We start from the raw sequence: 14,261 nt of genomic DNA, 5'->3' as shown, positions 1-14,261 counted from the left end.
GGATATCTGCCGCAGTCCGTAGACGTGGTCATCGCCCACTGGCGCTGCCTCGACCACGGGCCGTTAATCGACGCTTAATCAGCGCCCCTCACCCTCGGCGCATTGTTGATCGGTAAGGTGTGTGCATGCGTAAGTTGTTGCTGTTGATACTTGTTCTGTTTCCGTTGCTGGCGCAAGCGCTGCCCGGCGCAGACCTGTTCAGAAAGCCCGATTTCCTGCCCGTGGGCCAGGCGTTCACGTTCAGCTCCGAGCGCCTGGAATCCGGTGAAACGCGCTTGTACTGGCAGATAGCCGAGGGCTATTACCTCTACCAGAAGCGCCTCAAGTTCGATGGCCTGAGCGCCGATCACCAGCCCGTGCTGCCTGCCGGGGAAGACCACAACGACGAATACTTCGGCCAGCAACAGGTGTATCGCCAGGGCGTGGAACTGATCATTCCGGCATCGGCCGCAGGTCAGGTGACGGTCGGCTGGCAAGGCTGCGCCGATGCCGGTCTGTGTTATCCGCCGCAAAGCCAGAAGGTCGATCTGGGGGGTACGGGCGCTGCAGTGGTCAATGCCCAGGCGCCGGATCAGGCCCTGGCCAGCACGCTGCAACAGCGCTCGCTGGGCTGGAGCCTGTTGATTTTCTTCGGCCTGGGCCTGCTGCTGGCCTTTACCCCCTGCTCGCTGCCAATGCTGCCGATCCTCGCCGGAGTAGTAGTGGGCAGCGGCGCAAGACCGAGTCGGGGCTTCGCACTGGCCAGCGTCTACGTGTTGAGCATGGCCATGATCTATGCCGGATTGGGCGTGGTCGCGGCGCTGCTGGGCGGCAATCTGCAATCGATACTGCAACAACCCTGGTTGCTGGGCAGCTTTGCCGGCCTGTTCGTGATCCTCTCCCTACCGATGTTCGGGTTCTTCGAACTGCAACTGCCGGCATTCGTGCGTGATCGCCTGGAAAGTGCTGGTCGCCAGCGCCAGGGTGGCAGTCTGGTGAGCGCCGGTGTTCTGGGCGCGCTTTCAGGATTGATGGTCGGGCCCTGCATGACCGCGCCGCTGGCTGGCGCGCTGCTCTACATCGCGCAAAGCGGTAATGCCTTACAGGGTGCGCTGGTGTTGTTCGTCATGGGCCTTGGCATGGGTTTACCGCTGTTGCTGGTGGTCACGGCCGGCAATCGCCTGCTGCCAAAACCTGGCATATGGATGGATCTGGTCAAAGGCGTCTTCGGCTTTCTGCTGCTGGGCACCGCGCTGATCATGATCAGACCGCTAGTGGCCCAATCCCTGTGGCTGGCACTGTTCGGTGGGCTGCTGTTGCTGGTGGCGTGCAGCGCCATCGCCCAGACCCGTACGTTGAAACGCGCTTCGCTGATCTGCATGCCCGGTGGGCTGGTGCTCGGGCTGTGGGGCGCGATGCTGCTGGTCGGTGCGGCGGGTGGCGCTGACGACCCCTGGCAGCCGCTGAAAATCTACAGCGGATCCCGCTCGACTGTCAGCAGCGAACGCCTTGATGCGTTCACCACGATCAACAGCCCGGTGGCGCTTGATCGCGAGCTTGCCGCCGCCCGAGCCGATGGACAATGGGTCTTGGTCGACTATTACGCCGAATGGTGTGTGTCCTGCAAGATCATGGAGAAAAACGTCTTTGGCAAAACCGACGTGCTTGAGGCGCTCAGTGGCGTGCGCCTGTTGCGACTGGACGTGACTGCCGACAACGATGCCAGCCGGGAGCTGCTCAAGCGCTATCAGGTGCCAGGGCCGCCCACGCTGTTGTGGCTGGGCCCGGACGGCGGCGAGCGTAGGCAGCGACGCATGACCGGCGAAGTCAGCGACCGGGAGTTCGTCGAGCAATGGCGAGTGACCCGGGAGCAAGGCTGATGCTGAGCCTTGCCCTGGGCCCCTTCGCGCTGGCGATCAACCACCTGCTACTGCTCGTCGCGCTGGCCATCGCCACGCTGGTGGGCTGGATCAGCGGGCGCCGACAGCGAGTCAATCCCGAGCGCATGCTGTTTGCACTGTTCGTGCTGGGGCTGGTCGTCGCAAGGCTCGCTTTCGTGATCGCCTACTGGTCGCAATATCAAGCCAGCCCAGCGAGCATCATCGACATCCGCGATGGCGGCTTTGTGGCCTGGCCCGGGGTTGGCGCGCTACTGATCGGTGCCGTGCTGTGGGGCTGGAAGAGACCGCGGTTGCGCACTTCGATGAGCCTGGGCGTGGCGAGCGGCCTGCTGTTCTGGTGGCTTGGCCTTCTGATTCTCAATGCCCAACACGAGCATGCACGCCTTCCGGCCCTGACGCTGCGCAACGCTGATGGCCAGGCGGTGCACCTGAGCGACTATGAGGGCCGCAAGCTGGTCCTCAACCTGTGGGCGACCTGGTGTCCGCCATGCCGTCGCGAAATGCCGGTACTGCAAGCGGCGCAACGGGCGAATACGGACGTGGTGTTCCTATTCGTCAATCAGGCGGAAAGCCCTCGCGACGTGGCGACTTTCCTCGCAAGCCAGGGTCTGCATCTGGACAACGTGCTGTTTGATGGCAACGGCGAACTGGCCCGACGCGTCGGTTCAGCCGCGCTGCCGACGACGCTGTTCTACCAGCCGGACGGGCGTTTGTCGGGCAGCCACCTCGGCGAATTGTCCTACGCCAGCCTGCAGCAGTATCTCGACAGCTTCAGCAGCGTGGCGACGCCCTCTTCCTCTTCAAGGAACACTCTCTCAAGGAGCAATCAATGAGTCTCATGCGTATTTCTATCCTGGCCCTGGCCAGCGTACTCGCCGCGCAAAGCTCGCTGCTGCAGGCCGAAGAACTGCCTGCAGCGATCAAGGCGCTAGAGGCCAAGGGCGCAACTATCAAAGGCAGTTTCGACGCGCCCGGCGGACTCAAGGGCTATGCCGCCCAATACCAGAAGCAAGCCATGGCGCTGTATCTGACCGCTGATGGCAAGCATGTGCTGGCCGGTAACCTGTTCGATGAAAAAGGCGAAGACCTCAGCGAGGCGCCGTTACAAAAGCTGGTCTACGAGCCGATGACCAAGGAGATGTGGAACCAGATGGAAAGCAGCACGTGGATCGCCGACGGTGCCAGCACCGCGCCCAAGGTGATCTATCTGTTCAGCGATGCCAATTGCCCTTACTGCAACATGTTCTGGGAACAGGCACGGCCTTGGGTCAAGTCCGGCAAGGTCCAGCTGCGCCACATCATGGTCGGCGTCATCCGCGAGGACAGTGCCGCCAAGGCGGCCGCATTGCTGGCAGACGCCAATCCCGAACTTGCCCTGCAGAAACATGAACAAGCCGGCAAGAGCAGCACGCTCAAGGCCCTGCAAAGCATTCCCAAGGATATCCAGGCCAAACTCGATGGCAACATGAAGCTGATGGAAGACATGGGCCTGTCAGCCACGCCGTCGATTTTCTACAAGGACGAGAACGGCAACCTGCAGCAGCAACAAGGCGCACCGAGCCCGCAAGTGCTGGCGAAAATGATGGGGCCTAAATAGGAAACCATAACCATCTTTCACACCGTCATCCTCGGTAGCAGCGCTTTCACAATCGCGCCTGTCGGCAAGCCATGCCACTACGGATATCGGTCGCCCTCCCTCACGGGGGCGGGCCGCTAAAAAGCGAACCGCCTCGCTTCGACCTGTGACCTTCTGACCAATGGCAACCTGGCGCGAAATGTGGATACTGCAACGGCTTGCCATACGTGTAAGAATGTCGACCAACATTTCAAGAGCCATAGTCGGGAGGCTCGTTCAATGCGTTACGCCGAAGATCACAAAGCCCAAACTCATCAGCGCATCCTTCAGGAAGCTGCCTCGCGCTTTCGCCGCGATGGCATTGGCGCAACCGGCCTGCAGCCGCTGATGAAAGCACTGGGCCTGACCCACGGTGGTTTCTACGCCCACTTCAAATCCAAGGATGATCTGGTCGAGAAAGCCCTGCGCTGCGCGGTGGACCAACTGGCTGAATCAAGGGCCACCAAGCTGTCGGCCGACCGTTCGGCCGCAGCGTTCATCGACCTGTATCTGTCCCCGGAACATCGCGCCGAGCCCGAAAACGGCTGCCCATTGCCCACCATGTCGTCGGAGTTGGGTCAGCGCGGTCAACCCAGTGAAATCACCGATGAACTGATCAACCAAATGCTGTCGGCGCTGGAGGCAGGTGCGCCCACTGGCACCTGCGACAGCGACAAGAGCGTGATGATGATGTCGGCCCTGGTCGGTGCGGTGGTGCTCGCCCGTAGCGCGAAAGATCCGCAACTGGCCGAACGGATCCTGCAAACCACCCGCCAGCAGCTCAAGCAGCAGATCAGCAAGGCCTGATGTGAACAGCCCCTGCCGTCACCGGCAGGGGCTACTTCCTCACGCGTGCCAGCGGCGGAACAACACGCAGGCGTTGACCCCACCAAAGCCGAAACCGTTGGACAGTGCGTACTCGATTTCCATCGGACGAGCCTCGCCGTGCACGATATCGATACCGGTCGCCGCTTCATCAGGGTTTTCGAAGTTCAGGGTCATCGGCGCAATCTGGTCGCGGATGGCCAACGCCGTGAAGATCGCTTCAATGCCACCGGCAGCGCCCAGCAAATGCCCGGTCGCTGATTTGGTCGAGGTCACCGCCACGCCGTTCTGATCGCCAAATACGGTCTTGATCGCAGCCATCTCGCCCTTGTCGCCGACCGGCGTCGAAGTGGCATGTGCATTGAGATGCTGGATGTCGGCGGGCTTGATGCCTGCCTGTCGAATCGCCGCCTGCATCGCCCGGCGTGCGCCATTGCCATCCTCAGGCCCTGCGGTGAGGTGATAGGCATCGGCACTGGTGCCATAACCCACCAATTCCACGATCGGTTGCGCGCCCCGCGCCAGGGCGTGCTCCAGGGTTTCGATGACCACGATACCAGCCCCTTCACCCATGACGAATCCATCTCGATCACGATCAAACGGACGGGAGGCGCGTTCCGGCGTTTCATTGAAGCCGCTGGACAATGCCCGCGCGGCTGCAAAACCGCCCAAAGCCACCCGGTCGATACATGCCTCGGCGCCACCGCAGATGGCGATATCCGCTTCCCCGGCAACGATCATCCGCGCCGCGTCACCGATGGCCTGCACGCCAGCAGCGCACGCGGTCACTGGCGCGCCGAGCGGGCCTTTGAGGCCATGCTGGATCGACACGTGCCCGGCAGCCAGGTTGACCAGGAATGATGGAATGGTGAACGGAGAAAGCCGGCGAGGTCCTCGGGTATCCGTGGTCCGCACTGCGTCGGCGATGGACACGAACCCGCCCACCCCAGAACCGATGATCGTGGCCGTGCGTTCGCGCTCCTCATCGGTGGAGGGCGCCCACCCTGCCTGAGCCACCGCCTGCTGAGCAGCGGCCAGGGCGAACAGGATGAAGCGATCCATCTTTTTCTGTTCCTTGGGCGGCGCAGCTGCATCGGGATCGAAGCCCGCTTCGGGGTCATCGGCCAAGGTCGGCACTGCCCCGCCTACTTTGCCGGGCAGGTCCGCCACCGTTTCATCGGGCAGCCGTACGATGCCGGAGCGCCCTTCGAGCAACCGACTCCAGACTGCCTCGACACCGGTTCCCAGAGGCGTTACCAGCCCCATACCCGTCACTACGATGCGACGTTCGCTCATGCGTTCACCTTTTCAACCTTCGGGACATTCACAGGTGCGCACTCATGCACCTGAGGTTTTGTAACGCGCAGCGGCCTGCTGCAACGACAGATTAGGCCCCAGCGCCAGACGTGCGTTGACCAATGCATCCCAGTCGGCGGCGTCGGGAAGCGATGGAATAGTCACAAGCTCCTTCTGATCGAAACCGGCGAGCGCAGCGTCCACCATCTCGCCCACTTCCATGACCATTTCTGCTGGAAAGGCAGTCAGATCCATACCGGCACGCTCCCAGATCTCGGTACGCGTCGCGCCCGGCATGACCGCCTGGACCTGCACGCCCTGCTCGCCGATCTCGGCGTTCAGCGATTGGGTCAGGCTCAGCACGTAGGCCTTGCTGGCGGTGTACACCGCGTTGAAACGCTCCGGGATCATCGGCACGACCGATGCAATATTGACGATGGCGCCACGACCACGGGCGACAAAACCGGCCGCCGCTGCGGAAGCCAGGTGGGTCAGCGCGACGATGTTGAGTTGGATCAAGAGGTCGACTTCGCCCAGATCCGCCTGCGCCAGGGTACTGTTCGCAGCCACGCCGGCATTATTGAGCAACAGCGTGATCGAGGCGTCAGTGCGCAGGCGCTGTTCCAGCCCGGAAACATCCGCGGCGTTGGTCAAATCCGCCTTCAGCACCTCGACCTTGACCGAGGTACTGCTGCGCAACTGTGCGGCAAGCGTTTCAAGCCGGCCTTGATCGCGAGCGACCAGCAACAGGTCGTAACCGCGTTTGGCCAGACGATCAGCGTAGGTTGCGCCGATGCCTGACGATGCGCCAGTGATCAGGGCAGTACCTTGGGTGTGATTGCTCATGGGCGTTTCTCCGTGGAATTTGAGAGTAGCAACGCGAGCATATTACGCTCGTAATTTTACAAATCATATGTTGATCGTCATTTTTTATCTCAAGGCTCCTGCGCGTTAAGAAAAAAACTTTGCATGAAAATCTTGGCAAAAAAAAAGACCGATCCAAGATCGGTCTTCCATGTCCTGAGGTCGCTTATTCGAGTGCAAGCCGGTCACGATTCTTGTCCAGCAGCGCCTTGCCGATACCTTTGACTTCTATCAGCTCGTCTACGGAAGTAAACGCCCCGTTCTCCTCTCGATAGGCGACGATGGCCCCCGCCTTGGCAGCACCGATTCCGGATAAACCTTTTTGCAGAGTCTCAGCGTTGGCAGTGTTGATATTGACCTTCGCGTCTTGCTCGGCGGACGTCTGGGCCGCTGCGACGGCAGGTGTTGTGACAGCGCTGGCGGGTGCGGCGTTGACGGCGACAGAGGCACTGGCCAGCAAAGCAAAGACCAGGGACGACAGGTAGGAAGTACGCATGAGTAATGCTCCATGACATCGTGGGTTGAGAAGCAGCATTCCTGAGCTGCTCTTCAAACCTAGACGATGCCCATGGGGCGTCAACGCAGCGATAGGTGACCTGATGTGTACCGGGCTGAAGCCGCCGCAGTACGGGTGCCTGACGGCATTCCGATCAAAGACAAGGCGGTAAGCAAAGGTTTCAGTACGCAGGAGAACTCATGGTTCCCGACGCCGTTGCTGATGAATCCAGTCGACGATTTCGCCCTCGGGCGCATAGCCGCTGACGGTGTCGCCGAGGATCTGGCGTACCTTGTTGTAGTCATCTTCATCCAGGGCCTTGAGCAACTGCGACAGGCTCTGTTTGAAGACCTCCCACGCCAGGTGATCTTCCTGAGCGCTCATGATCATCGGATGGCTGGTCACCGCCACGTTGTCGCCGATCAGCAGTTCCTCATAGAGCTTTTCCCCAGGTCGCAAGCCGGTGAACTCGATGGATATATCGCCATGGGGATTTTTTTCGGAACGAATGCTAAGGCCTGACAGATGAACCATTTTCTCGGCCAGTTCGACGATTTTCACCGGTTCGCCCATGTCGAGCACGAAGACGTCACCGCCCTGCCCCATGGAGCCTGCCTGAATCACCAACTGCGCGGCCTCGGGGATGGTCATGAAGTACCGGGTGATCTTCGGATGGGTGACGGTCAGCGGACCGCCGGACTTGATCTGCTGGTGAAACAGCGGGATCACCGAACCGGAAGAACCCAGCACGTTACCGAAACGCACCATGATGAAACGCGTCTTGTTGACCTGATGCACGTTGGCCCGATCACCGAACATCACCGGCGCCGTTTCACGACTCAACGCCTGCAGAATCAGCTCGGCCAGACGCTTGGTGCTGCCCATGATATTGGTGGGCCTGACCGCTTTGTCGGTGGAAATCAGCACAAAGTTGGCGACCCCTGCCTGCAGCGCCGCCTGGGCCGCATTGAGCGTACCGATCACGTTGTTGATGACGCCCTCGGCGATATTGTGCTCGACCATCGGCACATGCTTATAAGCGGCGGCGTGATAAACCGTGTCGACCTGCCAGGTCTTCATGACGTCCAGCAGCTTTGAATGGTTGCGTACCGACCCCAGAATCGGCAGCACCTTGACCTTCAGCGATTCACGCTCGATGCGCCGTTCCAGCTCGGAAAGAATGGTGTAGAGGTTGAACTCGCTATGGTCGAGCAACAACAAGGTGGTGGGCTTGAGCATCACGATCTGACGGCACAACTCCGAACCGATCGAGCCGCCTGCCCCGGTCACCAGCACGCATTGATTCCTGATGCAGTGTTCGAGCAGCTCTTCCTGTGCCGGAACGGCGTCGCGACCCAGCAGGTCACCGATGTCCACTTCCTGCAGATCGTCCACTTTTACCCGGCCAGCCGCCAGATCGGAAAAATTCGGAACGCTCCGTACGTGCAAGGGAAAGCTTTCCAGAAACCCGAGGATTTCGCGTCGGCGGGCTCTGGCCGAAGAGGGAACCGCCAGCAGGATTTCCTGCGCGCCGGTGACGTCGATCATTTCCTGGATATGCTTGGGCTTGTAGACCTGCAGCCCCGAGATCACCCGGTTGGAGATCGAGTCGTCGTCGTCGATAAAGGCAACCGGACGCATCGAACGGCCCATTCGCAGCGCCGCAACCAATTGGTTACCCGCAGCGCCTGCGCCATAAATCGCCACTTTGGGCAGGCCGTCGTCCCGACTGGCAAAGGGCACGTGTTGCGCGGCGGAGAACCAGTCGCCGAGGAAATACTGGCGCATGGCGAGCCTCAGCCCACCGATCATCACCAGACTTAACCACCAGTAATTGAACATGACCGAACGAGGCACGACATGCTGGTGGTTGCTGTAGAGGTAGACCACCACGCCGAGAATCAGCGCTGACAGACTGACGGCCTTGATGATCGCAACCAGCGCATCGTTGCCGAAATAGCGCATCACCGCACGGTACATGCCGATGCGGATGAACAGGGGAATGGCGATGACAGGAGCGCTGATGAACAGCCACGTGTGAATTTCCAGCGGATTGATCAGGTCGTCGATGCCCAGGCGCACCACGAAAGCCATCCACAATGCGAACCAGACCAGACAGACGTCCGTCGCGACCTGAATGATCCGCTTCTGACGGCGCGGTAACGCCACCAGCAACGCGCGCAATTTGTCCATCCATCCCTCAAGCACGAGCTAATCTCCTATCGACCTGAACCCTGATGGCAGATCCCTGCCATACGCAAGAAGTACACCAGCCCCCGGGTTCGCGAGGGTTGATCAGCATCATTCAAGCTCCCCGGCCTTGAAGCTGATGGCCAGGATCACCAGCGGTATGTAGGCAACGATCAAGGCGAGCGCACCGTCCACACCCAGCTGAGTGACACACAGAGCAACCGGCAGAAGCCAGAACAGGTTGATGACACCGACTGCGGACGTCACTGGAAGGTGCTTGCCATATCTGCGCGAGGCAAACTGGTAAGCATGACTTCTGTGAGCCTCATAGATCTTGTCGCCCCGGACGAGGCGACGGATGAGGGTAACTGTAGCGTCTACGATGAACACCCCCAGCAGAATAAGCCATGCCCATAATAACTGCGAGGAAATCCAGGCTGCCTGAAGTGACAACACCCCCAGGATGATGCCCAGGAATCCGCTGCCGGCGTCGCCCATGAAGATCTTGGCCGGTGGAAAATTCCAGGACAAAAAGCCCAGGACAGCGGCGGCAAGCAGTACGGGGAGCCAGACCAGATCAGCAAAGCCATTGAGGGCGTAGATGAGCGCTGCGCTCAGACACACACAGACCGCTTCGACGCTGGCAATGCCATCGATGCCGTCCATGAAATTGTAGAGATTGAGCAACCAGACCAGATAAACCACTGCAAGGGCGTTCCCCAGCCAACCGATATCCAGGACCCCGCCAAACATCTGGATAGGGGGAAGGCCACCCAGCCAGAACAAGCCCCACGAGGCGGCGAGGAAGTGGCCCAGAAGACGCCAGCGTGCCGCCACATGCCCGTGGTCATCGAGAAAACCCAAGGCTGCGATCAGCAGGCCTGCGCCGGACAATCCGAGAAAAACCTGGAAGCCGAGCGCGCCCTGGCCCAACAACACTGCCAGCGCGACAAGATAGCTTGCGACAATGGCGACCCCGCCTCCCCGTGGGGTGGGGACGGTATGGGAGCTTCTGCCGTTGGGAATATCCAGCAGGCTCTTATGCAGCGCGTAACGTCGGAGCCAGTAGGTCAGGGCGAAAGACATCCCTGTAACAGCAATCGCCAACCACCAATGATTCATTTTTGTTCCGTTGTCAAAATGGTCGACTGCCTGTTTCAAGTACCCATATCACGCGATCCGGGATCCCGGTTGCCGAGCCGGTCTTTGGCAAAAGCTGCTGGTGCCCATAGTCAGCACAAGCGTGATGATGTCAGGTCAGCGGCTGTAAAAACGCCCGCAAGATATCACGGGCGATCATCAATACAAGGTGACCCGGATGGTGATCACCGAACCTGCGCCCATAACGCCGGGCAACAGGCTGAAGCAGCTTCGGGTATCAACCAGCCTTCAACAGCTGCTCGATCTCCCTGACCTTTTCCTCTACCAGTGTTGCATCGCCACGACTCTCGACGTTCAAGCGCAGCAGCGGCTCGGTGTTGGACCCACGCAGGTTGAAGCGCCACTCTGCAAACTCGAGGCTGATGCCATCGGTTTTGTCGATATTCGAACAGTTCGGCGAATAGTGAGCCTCGACCTTGGCCAATACCGCTTTGACGTCCTCGACCTTGTAGTTGATCTCGCCACTGCACGGGTAGGCAGCCATGCGCTCGTCGACCAGTTGGGAAAACGACTTGCCCGAGACCGACATCAGCGCTGTCACCAGCAGCCACGGAATCATCCCGCTATCGCAGTAGGCGAAATCACGGAAGTAATGGTGCGCGCTCATCTCGCCGCCGTAGACGGCGTCTTCCAGGCGCATGCGTTCTTTGATGAACGCGTGCCCGGTCTTGCACAGCACCGGCGTACCACCCGCCTGTTTCACCTGATCGATGGTGTTCCAGGTCAGGCGCGGGTCGTGGATGATCTTCGAACCCGGGTGTTGTTTGAGCAGCATTTCTGCCAGCAGCCCAACCAGATAGTAGCCCTCGACAAACCGGCCACTTTCATCAAAGAAGAAGCAGCGGTCAAAGTCGCCGTCCCAGGCCAGGCCCAGATCGCATTGGTTATCGAGCAACGCCTGGCGCGTGAGGTTGCGGTTTTCGGGAAGCAACGGGTTAGGCACCCCGTTCGGGAAATTGCCGTCCGGTTCAGCGTTGATGATGGTCCAGTGGAATGGAAGCCGTGACTTGATCGCCTCCAGGGCAGGTCCCACCGCGCCATTGCCCGGATCGGCAAGGATCTTCAATGGGCGCAGGTCTTTGAGGTTGACGTAGCTGAGCAAATGCTCGATGTAGGCGGCCTTGTCCGGCTTCGCCTCAACGAGACCCTGCCTGGCTGCGATGTCGCCCAGGTCACCGGCGTCGACACGCTGACGGATCGCGTCAAGCCCGGTATCGCCGCTGATTGGCCGAGACTCGCGCTGGACCAGTTTCATGCCGTTATAACCCTTCGGATTATGACTGGCGGTCACCATCACTCCGCCGTCGGCGGCGTAGTGGCTGGTTGCAAAATAAACTTCCTCGGTCCCGCACAAGCCAATGTCGATGACATCGGCGCCAGCGTCCTGGATACCTTGGATCAAGGCCTGAGCCAAGCCTGGGCTTTCGAGGCGCATGTCTCTGCCGACCACGATATTTTTGGCACCCAGTTCCACCACCATGGAGCGCCCAATCCGATAGGCGATATCGGCGTTGAGGTCAGCGGGGACCTGGCCGCGAATATCGTAGGCTTTGAAGCAACGGGTCTGAATAACGGGATAGTCGGGATTCATGTAAAAAACCTATGCGACGAAAGAACCCGCAGGTTCCTCTGTTCAGTATGAAGCAGCCCGGCAGCCGGACTGCGCGCTACCCTCGCGCATAACAGCTTGAGGCGAGCGTTAGGCAGTGAAAATGAAGATTAGTTATCCAGCAGGAGGTAAATATCTTCGAAACGTACGCGGCCATCTTCAAGGGTTGGATGGCTCTGCCGGATGATATCAAAAAGATATTCCGCCGTTCGTTTCATGGATGTACCAAAGCGGGGGAGCATAACCGGACCCACTGTTTGATTCAGCCATCAAGTGTTTGCGGGATCTTGCAAAATATGTCGCAAGGCATCTGCCAGCGCATTCGATGCGATGACAACCTGCTCACCCAAGCACCATCCGAGGAGCAATAGCGCAGCCTGGCGGCCGTGATCGGTACTGAACCACCACGCTTAGGCCAGACGGGCTGATTTTGGCTTCTTGCGCAGACGGGCTAGCCAGGCGAGCACCGGACCGATCAGCATCCCCACCAACAACGCGAGGATCACCGGAACAGCCACCGACAGCTCAGGGGCAGACCAGCCAAAAAACACCAACGCCACCGGCTGCTGGTTTTCAAGCATGAACACTACCGTCGCCGAAACGATCAGCAGGACGATAATGAAAAAGACAAGGCGTTTAACATTGCGCATCGAGTACTCCTCTAACGGCTATTGGAGCTCGTGCTCCTCCTCTTCGTTCACCCGGTCACGCAACTCTTTACCGGGCTTGAAGTGAGGGACGAATTTTCCGTCGAGGCTGACGGATTGTCCGGTTTTGGGATTGCGACCCACGCGAGGCGCGCGGTAGTGCAGGGAGAAGCTGCCAAAGCCCCGTATTTCAATACGATCACCCGTGGCAAGGCATTGCGACATCTGCTCAAGCATGGTCTTGATGGCCAGCTCCACATCTTTGGATGAGAGCAGTCCTTGATGGGTGACAATTCGTTCGATCAACTCCGACTTCGTCATATTTTTCCCTTCTTTTTCAAGCAGCTAGGTAAAGCGCTTTGAAGGTTTTAGCATGACCAGAGATATTTGAACAGCCCATGTTTCGACTTATGTGAGCGGTGTTTCCAGGCAACGGGCCATTATCTGATGTAACCCTCGCCAACCGTGGCCTTGGGCACTGAACCGGCTGATCAGCGATTGCGGCGAAACAGCGTCGGGATGGGTAAAACCATCGCCCACAAAAAAGGGCGACCGAAGTCGCCCTTTTTCAATGGTCAGACAGAACTCAGTTCTGTTTTTCCATTTGCGCACGCAACAGGTCACCCAGAGTGGTAGGACCAGTGTTTTCGGCGGTTTCAGGCTTGCTACGCAGGCTCTGAATCGCTTCTTTCTCGTCTTCAACGTCTTTCGACTTGATGGACAAGCTGATCACGCGGCTCTTGCGGTCAACGCTGATGATCTTGGCTTCGATCTCTTCGCCTTCTTTCAGAACGTTACGCGCGTCTTCTACGCGGTCACGGCTGATTTCGGAGGCTTTGAGGGTAGCTTCGATGTCGTCGGCCAGAGTGATGATGGCGCCTTTGGCGTCAACTTCTTTAACGATACCGCGAACGATAGCGCCTTTGTCATTGACAGTGACGTACTCGGAGAACGGATCGCTTTCCAGCTGCTTGATACCCAGCGAGATGCGCTCGCGCTCTGGATCAACCGACAGGATGACGGTGTCGAGCTCGTCGCCCTTCTTGAAGCGACGTACGGCTTCTTCGCCCACTTCGTTCCAGGAGATGTCGGACAGGTGAACCAGACCGTCGATGCCGCCGTCCAGACCAATGAAGATACCGAAATCGGTGATCGACTTGATGGTGCCGGAGATCTTGTCGCCCTTGTTGAACTGGCCAGAGAAATCTTCCCACGGGTTAGATTTGCACTGTTTGATGCCCAAGGAGATACGACGACGCTCTTCGTCGATGTCCAGAACCATGACTTCCACTTCGTCGCCAACCTGAACGACTTTGGATGGGTGGATGTTCTTGTTGGTCCAGTCCATTTCGGAAACGTGTACCAGGCCTTCCACGCCTTCTTCCAGCTCTGCGAAGCAGCCGTAGTCGGTCAGGTTGGTAACACGCGCGGTCACGCGAGTGCCTTCTGGGTAACGTGCCTTGATAGCAACCCATGGGTCTTCGCCCAGTTGCTTGAGGCCCAGGGAAACACGATTGCGCTCGCGATCGTACTTCAGGACCTTTACATCGATCTCATCGCCAACGTTGACGATTTCCGATGGATGCTTGATACGCTTCCAGGCCATGTCGGTGATGTGAATCAGGCCATCGACGCCACCCAGATCGACGAATGCGCCGTAATCGTTGAGGTTCTTTAC

13 protein-coding genes are annotated in these 14,261 nt (G+C 59.2%); 4 read left to right on the top strand and 9 right to left on the bottom strand.

All coding sequences use genetic code 11. From position 1 onward, the window contains the following. Positions 1 to 125: 125 nt before the first annotated feature. The 4 genes from dsbD (at position 126) to ACI2KS_RS29205 (ending at position 4,302) form a co-directional block, all read left to right on the top strand. The gene (gene dsbD / locus ACI2KS_RS29220) at positions 126 to 1,859 is read left to right on the top strand and encodes a protein-disulfide reductase DsbD (protein WP_404624499.1); all 1,734 of its coding nucleotides are present in this window, start codon (positions 126 to 128) and stop codon (positions 1,857 to 1,859) included. Further along, positions 1,859 to 2,713, top strand: a complete 855-nt coding sequence (locus ACI2KS_RS29215; RefSeq protein WP_404624498.1) for a prolipoprotein diacylglyceryl transferase family protein — start codon at positions 1,859 to 1,861, stop codon at positions 2,711 to 2,713. The genes dsbD and ACI2KS_RS29215 overlap by 1 nt, the downstream gene beginning before the upstream one ends. A 5-nt stretch (positions 2,714 to 2,718) precedes the next feature. Continuing rightward, the gene (gene dsbG, locus ACI2KS_RS29210; protein ID WP_404624517.1) at positions 2,719 to 3,477 is read left to right on the top strand and encodes a thiol:disulfide interchange protein DsbG; all 759 of its coding nucleotides are present in this window, start codon (positions 2,719 to 2,721) and stop codon (positions 3,475 to 3,477) included. A 258-nt stretch (positions 3,478 to 3,735) separates the two neighbouring features. Further along, positions 3,736 to 4,302, top strand: a complete 567-nt coding sequence (locus tag ACI2KS_RS29205; RefSeq protein WP_404624497.1) for a TetR/AcrR family transcriptional regulator — start codon at positions 3,736 to 3,738, stop codon at positions 4,300 to 4,302. A gap of 39 nt (positions 4,303 to 4,341) precedes the next feature. On the opposite strand, the gene fabF is transcribed toward ACI2KS_RS29205, so the two are convergent. The 9 genes from fabF to ACI2KS_RS29160 form a co-directional block, all read right to left on the bottom strand. After that, a complete protein-coding gene (fabF, locus tag ACI2KS_RS29200) occupies positions 4,342 to 5,616 on the bottom strand; it encodes a beta-ketoacyl-ACP synthase II (protein WP_404624496.1) in 1,275 nt (424 codons plus the stop codon). A 42-nt stretch (positions 5,617 to 5,658) separates the two neighbouring features. Beyond that, the gene (locus ACI2KS_RS29195; protein ID WP_404624495.1) at positions 5,659 to 6,462 is read right to left on the bottom strand and encodes an SDR family NAD(P)-dependent oxidoreductase; all 804 of its coding nucleotides are present in this window, start codon (positions 6,460 to 6,462) and stop codon (positions 5,659 to 5,661) included. A gap of 184 nt (positions 6,463 to 6,646) precedes the next feature. Further along, entirely contained in the window at positions 6,647 to 6,976 is a 330-nt protein-coding gene (locus ACI2KS_RS29190; protein WP_404624494.1) for a ComEA family DNA-binding protein, read from the bottom strand. 198 nt (positions 6,977 to 7,174) lie between these two features. Beyond that, entirely contained in the window at positions 7,175 to 9,169 is a 1,995-nt protein-coding gene (locus ACI2KS_RS29185) for a polysaccharide biosynthesis protein (RefSeq protein ID WP_404624493.1), read from the bottom strand. 108 nt (positions 9,170 to 9,277) lie between these two features. Next, complete coding sequence (locus ACI2KS_RS29180) at positions 9,278 to 10,288, bottom strand: glycosyltransferase family 4 protein (RefSeq protein ID WP_404624516.1); 1,011 nt, start codon at positions 10,286 to 10,288, stop codon at positions 9,278 to 9,280. Positions 10,289 to 10,544: 256 nt separating this feature from the next. After that, positions 10,545 to 11,918 carry a phosphomannomutase gene (locus tag ACI2KS_RS29175; RefSeq protein ID WP_404624492.1) on the bottom strand — a complete coding sequence of 458 codons (1,374 nt, stop codon included), beginning with the start codon at positions 11,916 to 11,918 and terminating at the stop codon, positions 10,545 to 10,547. A gap of 428 nt (positions 11,919 to 12,346) precedes the next feature. Further along, entirely contained in the window at positions 12,347 to 12,586 is a 240-nt protein-coding gene (locus ACI2KS_RS29170) for a lipopolysaccharide assembly protein LapA domain-containing protein (RefSeq protein ID WP_404624491.1), read from the bottom strand. Between the two features lie 18 nt (positions 12,587 to 12,604). Next, the gene (gene ihfB, locus ACI2KS_RS29165; protein WP_037011901.1) at positions 12,605 to 12,904 is read right to left on the bottom strand and encodes an integration host factor subunit beta; all 300 of its coding nucleotides are present in this window, start codon (positions 12,902 to 12,904) and stop codon (positions 12,605 to 12,607) included. 265 nt (positions 12,905 to 13,169) lie between these two features. Continuing rightward, the coding region (locus tag ACI2KS_RS29160) for a 30S ribosomal protein S1 (RefSeq protein WP_404624490.1) at positions 13,170 to 14,261 on the bottom strand (1,092 nt) is incomplete at its 5' end.

The sequence above is a fragment of the Pseudomonas sp. NPDC087358 genome (genome assembly GCF_044900785.1).
GTDB lineage: Bacteria > Pseudomonadota > Gammaproteobacteria > Pseudomonadales > Pseudomonadaceae > Aquipseudomonas.
The sequence above is the reverse complement of the archived record's forward strand: the minus strand, read 5'-3'. Positions and strand labels throughout refer to the sequence as shown.